The organism is Pseudomonas wadenswilerensis (genome assembly GCF_900497695.1).
GTDB classification, from domain to species: domain Bacteria; phylum Pseudomonadota; class Gammaproteobacteria; order Pseudomonadales; family Pseudomonadaceae; genus Aquipseudomonas; species Aquipseudomonas wadenswilerensis.
The window spans coordinates 387,282-407,875 of the sequence record NZ_UIDD01000006.1 but is presented as its reverse complement, the minus strand read 5'-3'; the positions used below and the strand labels follow the sequence as shown (position 1 = coordinate 407,875).

6 protein-coding genes are annotated in these 20,594 nt (G+C 63.8%); 3 read left to right on the top strand and 3 right to left on the bottom strand.

Features of this window, described 5'->3' with window-relative positions; translation table 11 throughout:
* Positions 1 to 96: 96 nt before the first annotated feature.
* From CCOS864_RS10630 to CCOS864_RS10620, 3 genes are all read left to right on the top strand, one after another.
* Positions 97 to 1,440, top strand: coding sequence for a lysine N(6)-hydroxylase/L-ornithine N(5)-oxygenase family protein (locus CCOS864_RS10630; RefSeq protein ID WP_038994540.1), 1,344 nt, complete (start codon positions 97 to 99; stop codon positions 1,438 to 1,440).
* A gap of 15 nt (positions 1,441 to 1,455) precedes the next feature.
* Positions 1,456 to 3,105, top strand: a complete 1,650-nt coding sequence (locus CCOS864_RS10625; protein WP_115086248.1) for a cyclic peptide export ABC transporter — start codon at positions 1,456 to 1,458, stop codon at positions 3,103 to 3,105.
* A gap of 112 nt (positions 3,106 to 3,217) precedes the next feature.
* The gene (locus CCOS864_RS10620; RefSeq protein WP_233674878.1) at positions 3,218 to 5,677 is read left to right on the top strand and encodes a TonB-dependent siderophore receptor; all 2,460 of its coding nucleotides are present in this window, start codon (positions 3,218 to 3,220) and stop codon (positions 5,675 to 5,677) included.
* Positions 5,678 to 6,206: 529 nt separating this feature from the next.
* Here CCOS864_RS10620 and CCOS864_RS10615 read toward each other — a convergent pair.
* The 3 genes from CCOS864_RS10615 to CCOS864_RS10605 form a co-directional block, all read right to left on the bottom strand.
* Positions 6,207 to 7,408, bottom strand: a protein-coding gene (locus CCOS864_RS10615; RefSeq protein WP_244211900.1) for an IS3 family transposase whose coding sequence is annotated in 2 segments (ribosomal slippage) — positions 6,207 to 7,102 and positions 7,102 to 7,408 — 1,203 coding nt in all. Because the reading frame shifts where the segments join, the coding sequence is not laid out codon by codon here.
* 436 nt (positions 7,409 to 7,844) lie between these two features.
* A complete protein-coding gene (locus tag CCOS864_RS10610) occupies positions 7,845 to 8,807 on the bottom strand; it encodes an alpha/beta hydrolase (RefSeq protein ID WP_115086246.1) in 963 nt (320 codons plus the stop codon).
* Positions 8,808 to 8,863: 56 nt separating this feature from the next.
* Positions 8,864 to 20,590, bottom strand: coding sequence for a non-ribosomal peptide synthetase (locus CCOS864_RS10605; protein ID WP_244211899.1), 11,727 nt, complete (start codon positions 20,588 to 20,590; stop codon positions 8,864 to 8,866).
* Positions 20,591 to 20,594: the final 4 nt, after the last annotated feature.

Sequence of the window (20,594 nt, the reverse complement as noted above, 5' to 3'; positions counted from 1 at the left end):
ATTGTGCCCCGCCCTGCTCGTCCTATCGATGTACTCCCGCAGGCCCTGGGGCCGCCTCCTCGATGCGCCCGCCTCGACACTTCAAGGAATCACAGCATGAGCCAGACCCTTACCTCCAAGAAGGTCCACGACCTCATCGGCGTGGGCTTCGGCCCTTCCAACCTGGCCCTGGCCATTGCCCTGGAAGAGCTCGCCGAGACCAATGGCTACGCCCTCGATGCGCTGTTCATCGACAAACAGGTCGATTACCGCTGGCACGGCAATACCCTGGCGACCCAGAGCGAACTGCAGATCTCTTTCCTCAAGGACCTGGTGTCGCTGCGCAACCCCACCAGCCCCTACAGCTTCGTCAATTACCTGCACCAGAAGCAGCGCCTGGTCGATTTCATCAACCTGGGCACCTTCTATCCTTGCCGCCTGGAGTACAACGACTACTTGCGCTGGGCCGCCGAGCACTTTGCCAACCAGGCGCAGTACGGCGAGGAAGTGGCGCGGATCGAACCGGTGCTGGAGGCCGGCAAGGTGCAACACCTGAACGTGATTTCCCGCGATGCCCACGGCCACGAACACAGCCGCCTGGCGCACGCCGTGGTGGTCGGCACCGGCGGTACGCCGAAGGTGCCGGCAACCTTCACCGCGTTCAAGGATGACCCGCGGGTGTTTCACCATTCGCGCTACCTGAGCAGCCTTGAGGCACTGCCCTGCGCCCAGGGCAAGCCGATGCGCATCGCCATCATCGGTTCGGGACAAAGCGCCGCCGAAGCCTTCATCGACCTCAATGACAGCTACCCGTCGGTCAAGGTCGATATGATCGTGCGCGCCTCGGCCCTCAAGCCGGCCGACGACAGTCCGTTCGTCAACGAGATCTTCGCGCCGATGTACACCGACCTGGTGTTCAACCAGAGCCATCCCGAGCGCAAGAAACTCATCGACGAGTATCACAACACCAACTATTCGGTGGTCGATGTCGATCTGCTCGAGCGCATCTACGGCATCCTCTACCGGCAGAAAGTCGCGCACCAGTTCCGCCATGCCGTGCTGTGCCGACGCCAGGTTGAATGCGCCACCGCCACCGCCGAGGGCATCGAGCTGACCCTGCAGGACCTGGCCACCCACCAGCAACAGACCCACCGCTATGACGCAGTGATCCTGGCGACCGGCTACGAGCGCCGCTCTCATCGCGAACTGTTGGCGCCACTGCAAGGTTACCTGGAGGACTTCAGCGTCGATCGCGACTATCGCGCCCTGGCCAGCCCCGACCTGCAGGCGGCGGTCTACCTGCAGGGTTTCTGCGAAGCGTCCCATGGCTTGAGCGATACCTTGCTTTCGGTGCTGCCTGCCCGTGCAGCGGAAATCGGCCAGTCGCTGTATCACAGCCTGGCGCACAAAGCGCAGCCCGTCCCCCTGCAGGCCGACATCGTCGCCCTCTCCCGCGCCTGAAACAGGAACCGCGTCATGAGCAATCACCCACCCGGCGCGATCCGCCAACTCTTTGCCCTGCTCAAGCCATTCTGGCCGACCGTTGGCCTTGCCACCTTGCTGGGAATGCTCGGCGGCCTGTCGGTCACGGCCCTGCTGGCGACCATCAACAATGGCCTGCACGCCGAGAACGGCCTCAGCCAGGGCGTGGTGCTGGCTTTTTGCGGACTCTGCGTGGTGGCGTTGCTGAGTAGTATCTGTTCGGACATCGGCACCAACTATGTCGGTCAGCATGTCATTGCCGCGCTGCGCAAGAACCTCGGTGAGAAGGTCTTGTCGGCGCCCATCGAGCAAATTGAGCGCTACCGCAGCCACCGCCTGATCCCGGTGCTGACTCATGACGTCGACACTGTCAGCGATTTTGCCTATGCCTTTGCCCCGCTGGCCATTTCCCTGACGGTAACCCTGGGTTGCCTGGGCTATCTGGCCTGGCTGTCGCTGCCGATGTTCCTGCTGATCCTGGTTGCCATCGGCCTGGGCACGGCCATCCAGTACGTGGCCCGGGCACGCGGCATCCGTGGCTTCGTGGCGGCGCGCGAAGCCGAGGACCAGTTGCAGAAGCATTATCATGCGGTTGCCGAGGGCGCCAAGGAACTGCGCATGCACCGCCCCCGGCGCCAACGCATGCTGATCGATGGCATTCGTCGCACCGCTGACAGCATCTGCAATACCCAGGTGCGTTCGATCAACACCTTTGTCATCGCCAAGAGCCTTGGCTCGATGCTGTTCTTTGTCGTGATCGGCCTGGCGCTGACGCTGCAATCCCTCTGGCCGAGCAACGACAAGACGGTGATGAGCGGTTTCGTGCTGGTATTGCTGTACATGAAAGGCCCGCTGGAACACTTGATCACCACCCTGCCGATTGTCAGCCGCGCACAGATTGCCTTCAGGCGCATCGCCGAGCTGTCCGAGCAGTTCTCGTCGCCCGAGCCGCACCTGCTGCTCGATGCTGCAGCACCTGCCGCAACGACGCTGCACAGCCTGGAACTGGTCGATGTGCGTTACACCTACCCCGCCAGCCCTGGCGTCGAACCGTTCAGTGTCGGCCCGGTAAACCTGCAGTTGGCACCCGGGGAGATCGTGTTCATCGTCGGCGAAAACGGCTGCGGCAAGACAACCCTGATCAAGCTGCTGCTGGGCTTGTACGAACCGCAACAAGGGCATATCGCGGTCAACGGCGAGGCCGTGGTGGCGGCAACCCGGGATGACTACCGCCAGTTGTTCACGACCATCTTCGCCGACTACTACCTGTTCGACGAGCTGGTCGAGGGCACGCAGAGCGTCCCCAAGGATGCCGACAAGTACCTTCAGCGGCTTGAAATTGCCCACAAGGTCAGTATCCACAATGGCGCCTTCAGCACCACCGACCTGTCCACCGGACAACGCAAGCGCCTGGCCCTGCTCAATGCCTGGCTGGAGGGGCGGCCCGTCCTGGTGTTCGACGAATGGGCCGCCGACCAGGACCCGACCTTCCGCCGCATCTTCTATACCGAGCTGCTGCCCGACCTCAAGCGTCTGGGTAAAACCATCATCGTCATCTCCCACGACGATCGCTATTTCGGCGTTGCCGACCAACTGGTGCGCATGGAACGCGGCCACGTCAGCACGGCGCTCGAACCCGTCTGACCGGAGCGGGGCAAACTCCCGGAAAAATATTTGTACGGTTTTGCCCCGCTCGTGCGTTTCATTGAAAGTTAATAAAAATTATTACCACTTGCCACCTTGGGAGCATTCATTCGTGCAGGTTCGCCATTCACTTACACCCCTCACCCACGCCTTGCTGCTGAGGCATTACCTCAAGGCGCCGGTTGCCGCAGTGGTCCTGGGGATGACCGTCGCTGCACCGGTACAAGCTCAGGCGCAGACCCAGCAATACGATTTCAACATTGCTGCCCAGTCGATGACGGCAGCGCTCAACCAACTGGCCGAACAGACCAACCTGCAGGTGCTCTACAGCCCTGATTCGGTCCAGGGCCTGCGTACCCAGGGGGTACAGGGGCGCTTGAGCGTGGCCCAGGCAGTCCAGCAACTGTTCAACGGCACGTCGCTGCGCTACTCCCTCGATGGCAACACCCTGACCCTGCTGGCCAAGACCGACGATGGCGCGCTGAACCTGGATGCCAGTGTCATCTCCTCGACCCTGGTCTCCGACTCACCCTACGGTGAAACTCCCGGCTATATCGCCCGCCGCACCCTGACCGGCACCAAGACCGATACGCCGATCCTGGAAAACCCGCAGGCCATCTCGGTCATTACCCGCGAGCGCATGGACGACCTCGGTGCCCAGCGCCTGTCCCAGGCCCTGAGCTACACCTCCGGCGTGCGTGCCGACTCCGGTGGTGCGAGCAACGCAGCCGACAACATTTTCCTGCGCGGCTATGCCATCTCGTTCACCTACCGCGATGGCTTGCGCCTGCGCCCCCTGGGTTTCTTCGGCATGATCGGCGAAGAGCCCTACGGCATGGAGCGGGTCGAGGTACTCAAGGGCCCGACCTCGATCCTCTTCGGGCAGAACGAGCCCGGCGGCATGGTCAACTCGATCTCCAAGCGCCCGACCGACTATGAGCGTGGCGAAGTCGCCATTTCCGGCGGTAGCGGTCATCGTCGCCAGGCCAACTTTGACATCAGCGGCCCGCTCAACGAAGACAAGACCCTGTCGTATCGCCTGGTCGGCCTTGGCCGCGAAGCCGATGGCGTCTACGACCATACCGACGACGACCGTGCCTACGTGGCGCCGAGCCTGACCTGGCGGCCGAACGAGCAGACCAGCCTGACCGTGCTCACGGCCTACCAGAAGAACAAGGCCCTGGCCCCGACCACCATTCCCTGGGCCGCCGTCAACGGCAGCAGCCCGTACGGCAAGGTGCCCATGGATCGCTTCATCGGTGAACCCGGCTTTGACACCGAAGAAGTCGAAAGCACCTCGCTGGGCTACGAGTTCAGCCACGAGTTCAACGACACCTGGACGGTCCGCCAGAACCTGCGCTGGAGTACCTTCGACAACCAGGAAAACTACCTGGCCCGGGTCAGCGGGCTGGTCACCGGCCCCGACGGCGTACCCAACGCTTCGGTAAACCGCGACTACCAGATCCGCCATGCCTATGGCGATCTGTTCACGGTCGACAACCAGCTGCAGGCACGCTTCGACACCGGCCCGATCGCGCACACCACCCTGATGGGCGTGGACTACAGCTGGAGCAAGTCGATCCGTAACGAACGCTGGGGACGCGCGACGCCGATCAACGTGTTCGATCCCAGCTACGGTGCCCCGGTCGACACCTCGGTCTACACCGCCTGGGTCAATACCGTGCAGCGCAATACCCAGGTCGGTTACTACTTCCAGGACCAGATGAAATGGGATCGCTGGGTGCTGACCCTCGGCGGTCGCCAGGACTACGCACGCAACCGCACCGAAGACCGCTTCACCGACGTCGAAACTGCTGACCAGGACTGGGATGCCTTCACCGGCCGCGCCGGCCTGGTGTACCTGTTCGACAACGGTTTCGCCCCCTATGTGAGCTATTCCGAATCGTTCAACCCGATCGCCGGTACCGGAGCGCCGCAACGCGGCAGCAAGACCTTCGAACCGGAAACCGGCAAGCAGTACGAAGCGGGCATTCGTTACCAGCCACCGGGCACCGAGACGCAGCTGACCTTGTCGGTGTACGACCTGACCAAACAGAATGCCCTGACGCCGGACGCCGAGTTCATCGGCTACAGCATCCAGACCGGCGAAGTGCGTTCCAAAGGTGTCGAGTTCGAAGCCATCACCACCGTCGCCGAGGACCTCAAGCTCACCGGCTCGTTCTCCTACAGCGACGTGGAAGTGACCAAGAGCAACAGCGGCAACGAAGGCAAGCAGCCGTTCAAAGTGCCGGCCAAGCTGGCCTCGGTCTGGGCCGACTACAGCTTCCCCTTCGATCCGCTGCAAGGCCTGAGCATCGGTGTCGGCGCCCGGTACACCGGTTCCACCTACGGCGATGCCATGAACACCTTCAAGGTGCCCTCCTACACCTTGTATGACGCCGCCGTGCGTTACGACCTGGGCAAGCTCGACCCGAGCCTGCGCGGGGCCCAGGCCAGCGTCAACGTCAACAACCTGACCGATAAGTACTATGTCGCCTCGTGCTTCTTCTCGCTGGCGTGCAACATGGGTGAAGGCCGTTCGGTCGTCGCCGAAGTCAGCTACAAGTGGTGAAGTCCTGACAGACAAAAGCCCCCTGTACAGGGGGCTTTTTTTTGGGTTCTTCACGGGTTGCCGGGGGCTATGATCCTTGGGTTGGGTTGGGTTGGGTTGGGTTGGGTTGGGTTGGGTTGGGTTGGGTTGGGTTGTTGAGGCTACGGCTGTGGGCTTATCCATTCGATGTGGCGCCGCTACCGGCCCCTTCCGCCCTTACGGCGGGTCCCTTTTGTCTTGGCAAGAGGAACCAAAACCGCTCGCTCCAGCATACGGCCCTACGCTGCGCTCCGGGTTCCTTCGCTACGGTGCCTTCCAGGGGCATCGCGGCCTACGACTTGCTACGCCAAGTCTACGTCTCGCGACTTCGGCCTGGGCCGAAGGGTGCTACGCACCCGCCCCCTCCAGACACCTACGCTCAGCCTCCTGAAGTCGCGAAGTTACGGGCGGCGCCTGCACTGGCGTATCTGCGAAAGCAGATGTTGGCGAAGCCATGCTGACGCAGGAGCGGGACTGAACTGGTCAACAGATTTTGGACACCGGTTTAGGTTCATGCCGCAACCTTGAGCTTTTTCTCCATGGCTACCGGGGTTTCATAGCCGTTGTAGCTGTGGAGACGCTTAAGGTTGTAACGCATCAGATAAGCCTGGATGTCTAACTGTGCTTGCGCTTCGGTTTCGTAACCTTCTGCTGGCATCCACTCAGACTTCAATGCACCGAAGAAGCGCTCCATGACGGCGTTATCCCAGCACTGGCCTCGGTGACTCATGCTCTGTTCCAGACCGTACTCCTCAAGAGCAGCCCTGAATTTATGGCTGGTGTACTGACAGCCCTGATCCGAGTGGAACATCACTCCAGCCGGTCTACCTCTAGATTCGGCCGCCATTCGTAGCGCCTCGCAGGCAAGCCGGGCATCGGCGATCATTGAGAAAGCCCAGCCCACCACTCGGCGAGCATACAAGTCGATCACAGCCGCCAAGTACAGCCAACGCTTGCCTACCTGGATGTAGGTGACATCGCCGCACCACACCTGGTTGACCGTCGAGACGTTGAAGTTTCGCTTGAGCTGGTTACTCGCGATCAATGCTTCTGTGCCCGATGATCGGTAACGATGCGGCCTGCGTTGCTTGCATTGCAGACCGGCTTCCTTCATCAGCATACGTACCTTGTATCGCCCGGCTTTATGGCCAGCACGACGCAATTCCCGAACCAGCGTTCGCGACCCAGCAGAGCTACGAGAGGCCTTGAAAAGGCTGGCCATCGTTGAACGCAGATCCTCTCTGACCGGATCCTTTCGTCCCTGGCGTTTTCGCCATGCGTAGAAACTGCTGCGCCGAACTCCAAGGACGCGACAGCAGTCGAAAACACCAAATTGCTCACTCAGTTCGTTGATCAACGAGAACGATCCTTGGAGTCCCGAAGCAGGAGAGCACTGGCCTTTTTTAGGATTTCGATATCCCGGTCCTTTTGCCGGACTAGCGCTTCCAGCTCCTGGATTCGCTGCTGCTCTGGAGTGATGGCCTTGGCGCCGACTGGTGTTTGACCTTCTCGTTCCTGGCGCAGTTGCTCGACCCAGCGACGAAGCGCGGTCCGCCCTAGGCCAAGGCTCTCGCAGACATCAGGGACTGACTCACCATCGTCCAGCACCATCTCGGCAGCTTTGATTTTGAATTCGTTCGAGTAAGATTTTCGCACTGATTTTGCCTCCAATTGGGCGCCATAATAGCGCCCGACGAAGGTGTCCAAAATCATTAGGCCAGTTCAGACAAGCCCGCTGGTAAAACGAGTACCAACTTGCTTGATCTTGATCTTGATCTTGATCTTGATCTTGATCTTGATCTTGATGTTCATGCACGTACTTCCAGGCGCCGCGAAAGGCGACTTCAGGAGGCCGAGCGGAGGTGCCTGTAGGGGCGGTGCGCAGCACCTTCGGCGATAGCCGAAGACGCGAGACGTAGACTTGGCGAAGCAAGTCGTAGGCCGCGATGCCCCGGAAGGTGCCGTAGCGAGGGGACCCGAAGCGCAGCGTAGGGCCGTATGCAGGAGCAAGCGGTTTTGGTTCCTTTTGCCAAGACAAAAGGGACCCGCCGTAAAGGCGGAAGGGGCCAGCAGCAGCCCCACACCGAATGGATAAACTCGCGCCCCCCCAACCCAGGATTCCGTGAACAACCTTTTTTTGCCCGCACCTTCAGCCCAACTGGTTCAGCGCCCAGTTCTCAAGCTCGGCGTAAATAGCCTCGACGTCCGCCACCATCCCTGACATGCGCAGGTAGTCATGGGTCATGTCCTCGACCCGGCGCAGGGTCAGCGCAACCCCGGCCTGCTCCAGAGCCTGGGCATAGGCCAGGCCTTCATCGTGCAACGGGTCGAAACCCGCCACCGCCAGGTAGGTAGGCGGCAAGCCGCGCGGGTCCGGGTGCAGCAGCGGTGAAACCCGCCAGTCCGTCGCCGAGCCATGCGCCCCCAGGTACTGGCGATAGAACCAGCGCAAGGTGGCGGTTTCCAGCAAGTAGCCTTCAGCGTAGGTGCGGTGCGAGTCACGCTCACGGGACAGGTCGGTCACCGGGTACAGGAGCATCTGCGCCCGCGGTGCAAGGTTCAATTGATCGCGGTGGTGCACGGCGGTCAGGCTCAGCACGCTGGCCAGCGAGGCGCCAACGCTGTCGCCGATGAAGATCACCTGCTGGCTGTCCAGTTGCAGCGCAGCGGCTTGCGTCGCCAGCCAGTTGGCCGCGTCGAGCGTATCGTTGAGCGGTACCGGAAACCCATGTTCCGGCGCGCGCCGATAGGATGGCGCGAACACCGCGAAGCAGCCGCTGGCCGCCAGACGCCGGCACACCGAATCATGGGAGTCGAGGCTGCCGACCACGTAACCACCGCCATGCAGGTAAAACAGCACCGGTAACGGCTTGCTGTCGCTGCCCGGCCGGCGGTACAGGCGCGCCGGCAACAACACCCCATCCCGCGCCGGCAGGGTCAGTTCGCTGACAGTCAGTAGCGCCGGCGGCGTCGGGTCGAGCACCGCCGAAGCCTGTTCGAACACTTCGCGAGCCTGGGTCACCGGCAATTCATGCAGAGGCCGGTTGCTCCCGGTCAGCCGGCCCAGCTCGGCCAGTTCGAGAAACGCCGCCAGGTCAGGATGCACATGCATCATCGTATCCTTCAATAAAGTGAAAAACGGGCCCTGCAAGCAGGGCCCGGGAAGACTCAGCCGTCGATTGCTTCAAGGCTGCACAATTGATCGCGCAGAGACTGCAACAAGGCCGGATGACGTGGAATCTCATCGTGACGGGTAGCCAGCACTTGCCGCTCTTGCCGGTTCGTCAGGCCCTGCTCGAAGCGCTCGACATCGGTGCCCTGCGGCTCGCCCGCCCACCAGCAATGGACCGGGGCGCTCACCTCAGGCAGCGTCTGCAGTTGCTCGCTCAAGGCCTTCAAGCGCATGGCGACCATGAAGCCATGGGCCAGGTCCTGTGCATCAAAGCCCATTCCAGGTTCAGCGCCTTGCTGCAAGCTGCCGACCAGCTCCAGCAACGCCGGGTACTGCAACGGGGCCTGGCAGGTCAGCGCGGGCAGGCTGTGCACCTCGCGCTGCAAGGCCACGGCCAGGAAGGCCTGCAGCTCGCCGGTGTAATCGCTGGTGGGCGCGACCGGTTGCGCCGATGGGATGAAGCTGTCGACCAGGGTAACGAACGCCACTTGCTGGCCCTGGCGTACCAGTTCATCGGCCACCAGCAACGCCAGGGCGCCACCCAACGACCAACCCAGCAAGCGGTAAGGGCCTTGCGGCTGTTTCTGGCGAATGTACTGGGCGTAATCGATGGCCATGGCCGGCAGCGATTCGTCCTGCCAGTCCCGGTCCAGCAACATTCGGCATTGCAGACCATAGACACTGCACTGCCCATCCAGCTGACGGGCCAGCGGCTCGTAGTCGAACACCGTGCCGAAACCGGCATGCAGGCAGAACAACGGCGGCACCTGCGGGCAGCGAGCATTGAGCAACAGCAACGGGTCGAGCCCTTGCTCCTGCACCGGTTCATAGCCGCTGAGCTGAGCAATGCTCGGGCTGTTCATCATGTCCCGCAGCTTGAGCTCGAAACCCAGCGCGGGACGACTACGGACCTTGCTCAAGACCTTGAGAATACGCAGCGAATCACCACCGAGCTCGAAGAAGTTGTCGGTGATACCGAGCTGTTCGACCTCCAGGACTTCCTGCCAAATCTGCACCAGCGCCTGTTCCAGCTCGTTGCGCGGCGCCACGTATTTGCGTTCGATGGCCTCCGGGTCCGGCAGCGCCTTGCGCTCGACCTTGCCATTGGGGCTCAGCGGCAAGGCATCGAGCACCAGGATCCGGCTTGGCACCATATAGTCCGGCAGCACCTGCTGCAGCGCACCGCGCAAGCGCTTCTCTAGCCCGGCCACGCTGTTGGCCACCACATAGGCGATCAACTGGTTGCCATGGGCATTGCGGCGTGCGACCACGACCGCATCGCGGACACTCTCCTGCTCACGCAGACGCGCCTCGATTTCACCCAGCTCGATGCGAAAGCCGCGGATCTTCACTTGATGGTCAAGACGCCCGAGGTAATCGAACACGCCGTCCTCGCGTTGGCGCACCAGGTCGCCGGTACGGTAGAGGCGACCACCCTCGCTGCTGAACGGGTCGGCGACGAAGCGCTCGGCACTCAGCCCCGGGCGTGCATGGTAGCCACGGGCAAGCCCTTGGCCACCGATGTACAGCTCACCGGCGGCGCCCATTGGCAGCGGGTTGAGCTGGCTGTCGAGCACATACAGGGTGCGCTCGCCGACCCGTGTGCCGATCGGCGCGTAGGCGGCGTTGCACTGGGCGTTGGCGTCGACTTTCCACAGCAGTGGCGTGACCACGGTCTCGGTCGGGCCGTAGCCGTTGGTCAGGTAGCGCGGTTTGAGCGTGCGTTTGACCCGCTCGAAATTGGCCTCGGCCACCGCATCCCCCCCAAAGCAGTAGACCTGCACCGCCGGCGGCACGCGGCCTTCGGCATACTCGGCAAGTTGCTGCAGGTAAGCCGGCGGGAAACAGGCGATAGTGATCGCCTGCTCGTGCAGGGCATTGAAGGTTTGTTCGGCTGTCCACAGCTGATTGTCGCGCACGATCAGGCACCCGCCGCACAGCAGGGTCGACAGCCAGCGCTCCTGGGCACCGTCAAAGGCGAACGACATGAACAACAGCTCGCGTGTTTGCGTGTTCATGGCGTAACGCTCGGCAATGGCCCGGCAATGCATGGCAATCGGGCCGCGGGCCACGGCAACGCCCTTGGGCTTGCCGGTAGAGCCGGAGGTATAGATCAGGTACGCCAGGTTGTCGGCCTCGGCGCGTGGCCATGGCCGTTGCGGCGCATCGGGCTGCAGGGTCAGTTGGTCCAGTTCCAGCAGCACCGGCACCCGGGCGTCCCCCAGCCGCTCACGGACGCTGCGCTGGGTGATGAGCACGGCCATGGCCGAGTCCTCGATGATCCAGTCGAAACGTTCACGCGGGTAGTCGATGTCCAGCGGCACATAGGCGCCGCCGGCCTTCATCACGGCATAGAACGCCACGATCACCTCGACCGAACGCTCCAGCGCCACGCCGACAAAGACTTCCGGCCCCACCCCCTGGGCCATCAGGTGCTGGGCCAGCAGTGAGGCACGTTGTTCCAGCTCGGCATAGGTCAGTTGCTGATCGGCGCAGACCACCGCCACGGCATCCGGACGCAGCCGGGCCTGGGTGGCAATCGCCTCGCTCAGGGCCTGGGCCTGGCCCGCCTGCGGCAGGGCATTGCGCTGTTGCAGGGCATGCAGCCCGGCATCGTCAAGCAGGCCAAGACTGCCGACTGTCGCGTGCGGCTGGTCGAGCAAGGCCCGCAGCAGGTTCTCGAAGCCTTGCATGAGTTGTGCGCAGGCTTGCGGCGTAAAACGCTCGCGCAGGTAGAGGAACTCGATCGACAGCGTGGCATTGAGGCTGACGGCCAGGTCCATGGCGTAGTTGGTGACATCGCGGCCACTGGTCTTGCCAAAGCGCAAGCCGGTCTCGCTGCCTTGTTGCAAGCGCTCGTCCACCGGGTAGTTTTCAAACACGATGATGCTATCGAACAGGGCCTGCCCCCCCTGCCCGGCCCAGCGCTGGATATCGGCCAGCGCCGTCTGTTCATGGTCACGGGCTTCCAGGTTGTAGGCCTGCAGCTGCGTCAGCCACTGGTGGACACTGACCTCAGGTTGCACGGTCTGGATGATCGGCAAGGTGTTGATGAACAAGCCGAGCATTTCGTTGGCCCCGGCCAGGGAGGCCGGTCGACCGGCGACCACCGCACCGAAACTGACCGTCTGCTGGCCGCTGTAACGCTGCAGCAGCAACAGCCAGGCGGCCTGTACCAGGGTGTTGGGGGTGACGCGCAGGCGCTGTGCAGCGGCCTTGAATACCTGGGTCTGCGCTTCGTCCCATTTCAGGTACAACGCATCATGGCCCTGCAAGCCGGGCGCCGGTTGCGGGCCGATACTGCTGGCCAGCAGGGTTGGCCCTTCAAGTTCGCGCAGGCGCTCTTGCCAGAACGCCTGGCGGCTGACCGCTGACTGGCGCTGCAGCCAGTCGATATAGTCGCGGTAGCGCCCTTGGCGCATTGGCAGTGCCTGCCCGGCATAGGCCTGGAGCACTTCACCGAGCAAGCGCGAATTGCTCCAGCCGTCCATCAGGATGTGGTGGCTGGTCCAGATCAACTGGTGCTGGTCGGCGCCGGTCTGTACCAGGGCCAGGCGGGTCAACGGCGCGCTCGGCAGGTCGAAGCCTCTGGCGCATTCGGCGGCCGCCAGGGCCTGCAGTTGCTCCTGGGTCACCTCGCGGTCACGCCAGTCCAGGCAGTTGATCGGCATACGCGCCTGCTTGTAGACCAACTGCAAGGGCTGCTCAAGGGTTGCGCTATTGCAGAAGCCAGTGCGCAGGATCTCGTGCCGTTCGATCACCTGGTTCCAGGCCGCTTCGAAGCGAGCGCTGTCGAGGCCTTCGACCTGGACACTGATCTGGTTGATATACAGGTCGGCGCCATTGCCTTCCTGGGTATGGAACAGCATGCCCTGCTGCATCGGCGACAGCGGGTAGATGTCCTCGACCTGCTCCAGGGCCACCGGCAGTTGCTCAAGCTGGGCCTGGCTGAGCCCGGCCAGGGGGAAGTCCGACGGCGTCGCCGAGCGTACCTTCAGTTCACAGCAGTGCTCGATCAGTGCCTGCAGTTCGGCGGCATAATCGTCGGCCAGGCGCTGCACCGTGGCTTCGTCGAACATCTCCCGGCTGAAGCGCCAGCCCAGGCTGAACTCACCGGCATACACCCGGCCGTTCAGGCTCAGCCAGTTGCCCAGGTTGGCTTGCGGGCTCTGGTCCGGGCCCACCGCTTCGGCCGCCGGCACGAACAGCGCCCCCTCCTCGGCATCGAAGCTGGCGTCGAACTGGCCCAGGTAGTTGAAGGTGATCCGTGGCACCGGCAGCACCGCCAGGCTCTCGCGGCTGGCGCTGTCGCCGAGGTAGCGCAAGGCGCCCCAGCCCAGGCCCTTGTCCGGGATCGCACGCAGCTGTTCCTTGACCTGCTGGATGCTGCTGCCCAGGGCGTCGGTGGCGCTGATGCGCAGCGGGAACAAGCTGGTGAACCAGCCGACGGTGCGGGTCAGGTCGAGGTCGTCGAACAGCTCTTCACGGCCATGGCCTTCGAGCTGGATCAGGGTATCGGCCTGGCCGCTCCAGCGCCCGATCACCCGCGCCAGGGCGCTGAGCAACAGGTCGTTGACCTGGGTGCGGTAGGCCGCCGGCGCTTCCTGCAACAGGCGCCGGGTCAGCTCCGGCGACAAGCGGCTGTGCACCGAGCGGCCATGCTGGTTGGCCAGGCTGGCGTCCGCGCGGGCGCCCGGCAGCGCCGTCTGCACCCCGGCCAGTTGCCCCTGCCAGTAGCTGCGCTGGGCCTGGACTTCAGTGCTCAAGGCGTAGGCCTGCAGGCGCTGGGCCCAGTCACGCACGCTGTGGGTGCGGGCCGGCAGTTGCACGGCCTGGCCCTCGCGCAGTTGCTCGTAAGCCTGCTGCAGGTCTTCGAAAATGATCCGCCACGACACGCCGTCCACTGCCAGGTGATGGATCACCAGCAGCAGGCGTTGCTCGCCATTGCCCAGGGTCGCCAGCACCGCACGCAGCAGCGGGCCGCTGTTCAGGTCAAGGCTGCGCTGGGCCTGCTGGCCGAGTTGTTCCAGCGCCTCGGCATCGGCGACCTCGCGCTGCCACAGCACGCTGTGGTTCGGCAGGCCATGGTAGGTCGCCTGCCACTCGCCGTGGTTTTCGACAAAGCCCAGGCGCAGCGCATCGTGCTGTTCCAGCAGCGCCTGCAAGGCCTGCTCCAGCACCGCGCCATCGAGCAGTTGGTGCGGTTTGAGCAGCACCGACTGGTTCCAGTGATGGCGCTCGACCTGCACTTCGTCGAAGAACACCCGGTGGATCGGCAGCAGCGTGCTCGCCCCTTCGACCCGGTTCTGGTCGACCGCAAGGCCGCTGGCCCCGAGGCTTGCCACCGTCGCCAGGCCCTGTACGGTCTGGTGCTGGAACAGTGCCTTGGGAGTGAAATGAATGCCCGCCTGCCGCGCCCGGCTGACCACCTGGATGGAGATGATCGAGTCGCCGCCCAGTTCAAAGAAGTTGTCGCTCAGGCCGACCCGTTCCAGCTTGAGCACGTCCTGCCAGATGGCGGCGATGCGCTGCTCCAGGTCGCTGTGCGGAGCCACGTAGGCGGCTTGCAGCTGGCTCAGGTCCGGCATCGGCAAGGCCTTGCGGTCGAGCTTGCCGTTGGGCGTCAGTGGCAGTTGTTCGAGTTGCAGCAGGTGCACCGGCACCATGTAGTCCGGCAGGTACTGGCGCAGGCCGGCCTTGAGCTGCTCGGCATCGAGCGCCTGGCTGGCCACCACGTAGCCCACCAGTTGCTGACCGCTGGCGCCGTCGACCGCCAGCACCACCGCTTCGCGCACCGCCGGTTGCTGGTGCAGGCGCGCCTCGATCTCGCCCAGCTCGATACGGAAACCGCGAACCTTGACCTGGTGGTCGATACGGCCGATGTACTCCAGCACGCCGTCGGCGCGGTAGCGGGTCAAGTCGCCGCTGCGGTACATGCGCTCGCCCGGCGGCCCGTACGGGTTGGGCACGAACTTCTCGGCGGTCAGCCCCGGGCGCAGCAGGTAGCCGCGGGTCAGGCCGTCGCCGGCCAGGTACAGCTCAGCGGCCACGCCCTGCGGCACCGCTTGCAGCTGGGCATCGAGCAGGTAGCTGGCGGTGTTGAACAATGGCCGGCCGATGTTGGCCTGGCCACCGGCCTGGCGGCGGCTGAAGGTCGAATAGGTGGTGTCTTCCGACGGCCCGTACAGGTCGTAGACCTGCTCCACCGCGGTCTCGGCGTACAGTGCCTCGACCAGCGCCTGCTTGAGCGGCTCGCCGGCCAGGTTGATGATTTTAACGCTCGCCGGGATTTCGCCGGCACGCTGCAAGGCGGCAATCGCCGACGGCACGGTGTTGATCAGGCGTACCTGCTCACGGGCCGGCAACTGCGGCAGTTCCAGGGCGTTGCGGGCCATGACCAGGAAACCGCCATTGGCCAGGGTGACGAAGATCTCCCAGACCGACAGGTCGAAGCACACCGAGGTCGAGGCCAGCACGCCCTGGATGTCTTCAGCGCGGTAGACCTGCTGCGACCAGTGCGCCAGGGCCGCGACGTTGCGGTGGGCGATGGCCACGCCCTTGGGCTGGCCGGTGGAACCGGAGGTGTAGATCACATAGGCGAGGTTCTGCGCCGTGGCGCGCGGCGCCGGCGCACTGTCCGGGTAGCGGGCGTCGTCTTCGACCAGCACGGTGACGATGTCGTCCGGCCAGGCCTCGAGCACCCCGGCCTGGGTCAGCAGCACTTGCGCCTGGCTGTCTTCGAGCATGTAGCTGAGCCGCTCGCGCGGGTAGTCCGGGTCCAGTGGCACATAGGTGCCGCCGGCCTTGAGTACCGCCAGCAGGGCCACCACCAGCTCGGCGCTGCGCGCCATGGCCACGCCGACCCGCACCTCGGGGCCGACGCCCAGTTCGATCAGGCGGTGGGCCAGGCGGTTGGCGCGGCTTTGCAGCCAGGCGTGGGAATAGGACTGTTCGCCATCAATCAGCGCCAGGGCTTGCGGTGCAGCCTGGGCACGCTGGGCGATCAGCTGGTCGATGCAGCTATCGGCATCGAAGGGTTCACGCGCCGGGTTCAGGGCAAACAGCTGGTCACGCTCGTGAACGGCGAGCAATGACAGCTCACCCAGGGCCTGTCCCGGTGCCTGGACAATGGCCTGCAGCAGGCGCAGCCAATGGTCTGCCATACGCTGGACAGTACCGGCTTCGAACAGGTCGGTGGCATAGGTGAACGAAGCCGCCAGGCTATCGGCACTCTCGTGCGTGCTCAGGGTCAGGTCGAACTGGGCATTCTCGCCCGACCAACCGAGGCTGGTGATCTGCAGGTCGAGCGGGCCACCGCCACGCTGCGCACCTGCAACCTGCTCGGCCTGGTGGTTATACATCACCTGGAACAACGGGCTATAGCTGAGGCTGCGCTCCGGCTGCAGGGCATCGACCAGTTGTTCGAACGGCAAGTCCTGATGTTCCTGGGCTTGCAAGGTGACCTGACGCACTTGCTTGAGCAATTCGTCGAAGCCTTGCTGGCCATCAAGGTCGGCTTGCAACACCTGGGTGTTGACGAAAAAGCCGATCAGGCGCTCGGTTTCCAGGCGGTTACGGTTGGCGATCGGCACCCCGACGCGAATGCGCGACTGCCCGCTATAACGGAACAACAGTGTCTGGTAGGCGGCAAGCAGCAGCATGAACAGGGTCACCCCCTGCTGCTCGGCCAACTGGCGCAACGCTCGATGCAACTGACTACTGATCGGCAACTCCAGTCGCGCACCGCGCAAGCTTTGCTGCACCGGCCGGACATGATCGGCGGGCAGCTCCAGGACCACACTCTGACGCCCGAGCTGCTCTTGCCAGTAGTCGAGTTGCCGCTCACGCTCACCCGCATCCATCCACTGGCGCTGCCAGGCGGCGTAGTCGGCGTACTGGATTGGCAGAGGCGGCAACTGCGGCACCTGGCCCTTGCACAGCGCGGCGTAGCACTGCAGCAACTCGTCGATCATCACCTGCATCGACCAGCCATCCGACACGATATGGTGCTGAGTCACCACCAGCACATGGCGCTGTGGGCCGACACCAAGCAAGTCGGCGCGCAGCAGCAGGTCGTGCTGCAGGTCAAAGGGCTTGCACACCGCCTGGCGTACGAAACTGTCGCTGAGCGCTGTTGCATCGCCGTCTTGCGCCAGGGTATGGCGTCGCACCTGGAAATCCACCTGGTCACGGATCAGCTGCACGCACTGGCCATCGCGCTCGGCAAATCCGGTACGCAGGCTTTCATGCCGTTCGAGCAAGGTCACGAACGCTTGCTCAAGCGCCTCGCCATCGAGCTCGCCATCGAGCTGCAGGACCATGGGAATCACATACGCGGTACTGTGCGGATCGAGCTGCCAGAGAAACCACTGACGCTCCTGGGCATAGGACAACGGCACGCCCGCCCTGCGATCGACGGCCTGCATCGGCAGCTGATTGCTGCTCGGCGCCTGGCACAGCGCGGCAACGAAGGCCTGCAAACGGCTGTGCTCGAACACCGTGCGCAGCGCCACCTCCACCGCCAGTGCCTGACGCACCCGAGAGACCAGCTGGGTAGCCAGCAAGGAGTGGCCACCCAGGGCAAAGAAGTCGTCGTCCAGGCCAACCTGCTCGCACTTGAGCAATTGCTGCCAGATTTCGGCCACGGCCTGTTCCTGGGCGCTGACCGGCGCCCGGTACACCGCCTGTACGCTATTCAGATCAGGTGCAGGCAAGGCCTTGCGGTCAAGCTTGCCGTTGGGCGACAGCGGCATGGCCGGCAAAAAGATCAACTGCGTCGGCACCATGTAGTCTGGCAGGCCCCGGCCCAGCTCAGCCTTGAGCTGATCGGCCAGGGCTTGCTGGCTGGCCTGGTCGGCCATGGCCACAGCGCCATCGCTGGCCACCACATAGGCCAGCAACTGCACCCCCGTCGCGCCCTGCCCGGCAATGACCACGCACTCGCTGACAGCGGCTTGCTCCTGCAAGCGCGCCTCGATTTCGCCAAGTTCGATGCGCAGGCCACGAATCTTCACCTGATGATCGATGCGCCCGGCATATTCGATCACCCCATCCTCGCGCTGACGCGCCAGGTCGCCGGTGCGATACAGCCGTTGCCCACTGGCGAACGGGTTGGCGATGAAGCGCTCGGCCGTCAGCCCCGGGCGGCGGTGATAGCCGCGAGCCAGGCCTTCGCCACCCAGGTACAGCTCACCGATCACCCCCGCCGGCACCGGGTTGAACCCGGCGTCGAGGATAAAAGTACTGAGGTTGGCAATCGGCTGGCCGATCGGCACGCTGTGGTGCTCCTGGGCCTGGCAGGTCCAGTGGGTGACGTCGATTGCCGCCTCGGTCGGCCCGTAGAGGTTGTACAGTTTCGCCTGGGCCAGCTGGGTCAGCACCTGCTGCTGGACCTCCAGCGGCAGCGCTTCACCACTGCAGATGATCCGTTGCAGGCTGGTGCAGGTGGCGGCCTCGCTATCGAGCATGAACGCCTGCAGCATCGACGGAACGAAATGCACGGTGGTGACCCGGGACTCGCGAATCAGCCGGGCCAGGCGGGACGGATCACGGTGATCCCCCGGCTGGGCCACGACCAGGCGCGCGCCGCTCATCAGCGGCCAGAAAAACTCCCACACCGATACATCGAAACTGAACGGGGTCTTTTGCAGGACGGTGTCACCGGCATCGAGGCTGTACGCCTGCTGCATCCAGTACAGGCGGTTGCTCAAGGCCCGATGGCGGTTGGCAGCCCCTTTCGGCCGGCCGGTAGAACCCGAGGTGTAGATCATGTACGCCAGGTGCTCGCCATCGTTGACGATGTCCAGATCACCCTGCGCCTCGCCTGCCAGGTCCAGCTCATCGACCGCCAGGGCATGCACAGCCGCAGGCAATGGCAACCCCGGCATCAAGGCAGCACTGGTCAGCACCAGGCTGACGGCGCTGTCTTCGATCATGTACGCCAGGCGTTCGCGGGGATACTCAGGATCCAGCGGTACATAAGCGCCGCCGGCCTTGAGCACCGCGAGCAAGGCAACCACCATCTCCACGCTGCGTTCGAGGGCGATCCCGACCAGTTGATCGGGACCGACACCGGCACTGACCAGCCGCCGCGCCAGCTGGTTGGCCCGGGCGTTGAGCTGCGCATAACTGAGCGCCTGGCCGGCAAACTGCAGCGCCGGCGCCTGCGGTGTACGCCGCACCTGGGCCTCGATCAGGCGATGGATGCACACCTCTTGCGGATAGTCGACGCCGGTCGCATTCCAATCACCGGTGATGCGCTGGCGCTCGTTTGCATCGAGCATGCCCAGTTCACCAACCACCTGTTGTGGGTTGGCAACGATGGCGCGCAACAGATTGCGCCAGTGGCCGGCCATTTTTTCTGCGCTGGCGGCACTGAACAGATCGGTCGCATAGGTCAGTGCCGCCGTCAGGCCCTGGGCGTGCTCTTCGGTGGCCAACGTCAGGTCGACCTGGGCCGTGCTGGCCTCCCGCGCCAGGGGCTGCACCTGCAAACCCAGCCCGTCGTTGCCTGGCGCAGGGCGTTGAAGCGCACTGCCCTGGTGGTTGAACATGGCCTGGAACAACGGGTTGTGACTGAGTGAGCGCTCCGGCGCCAGGGCTTCGACCAGTTGCTCGAACGGCAGATCCTGGTGCGACTGTGCACCCAGCACCCGCTGTTTGACCTGCTGCAGCAGGGAGGCAAAAGACAGCAATGGGTCGAACTGCGCAGCCAGTACCTGGGTGTTGGCGAAAAAGCCGATCAGGCCTTCGGTCTCGACCCGGGTACGGTTGGCCACCGGCACGCCGACACGCACAGCCTGCTGGCCGCTGTAGCGGTGCAACAGGGTCTGGAATGATGCCAGCAACAACATGAACACGGTGACATTGTGCTGTTGCGCCAGCCGCTTGAGCCCTGCCGCCAGCGCCGGATCGATATCGATCTCCAGGCGCGCACCGCGAAAACTCTGGCGCAGCGGCCGCGGATGATCGGTGGGCAGTTCGAGCACCAGCGGCTCACGCCCGAGTTCGCCGACCCAGTAGCCGAGTTGCCGCTCACGCTCCCCGGCGTCCATCCATTCACGTTGCCACAGGGCATAGTCAGCGTAGTCGACAGGCAACTCGGCCAGCTGCACCGGCACCCCACGAACCTGCCCGGCATACACCTGCATCAGTTCGCGGACCAGCACCTGCATCGACCAGCCATCGGCAATGATGTGATGCAAGGCCAGCGCCAGCACATGCTCATCTTCTGCCACCTGCAATACCGCCGCGCGCAGCAGTGGTTGCAGTTCCAGATCAAAGGGCTCGCCCAACTGCGCCGCAAGGAAGGCCTCGATGGCAGTCTCGGTCGCCACGCCTTCGCCGAGAGGCTGGATCGCCAGCTTGAAATCACCTGGCTGACGAATCACCTGCAGGGTCTGCTCGCCTTGCTGGACGAAGCCGGTGCGCAAGGCTGCATGACGGGCGATCAGCACCTCGAAAGCGGCCTGCAAGGCAGGCAGGTTCAGGGCCCCGCGCAAGCGCAAGGCAGCCGGGATGTTGTACGCCGCGCTCTGCGGCTCCAGTTGCCAGAGAAACCACTGGCGCTGCTGGGCGTAGGACAGCAACAACGGTGCGCCAGCCTCCCGCTTGAAGATCGGTGCAACAGCAAAGAGATTGATACCTTTCTCTTTGAGCATGATGGCCAGGGCCTTGCGCTCTTTTGCCGACAATGCCCCAACCGCACCGATCAATTCTTGCACGTCA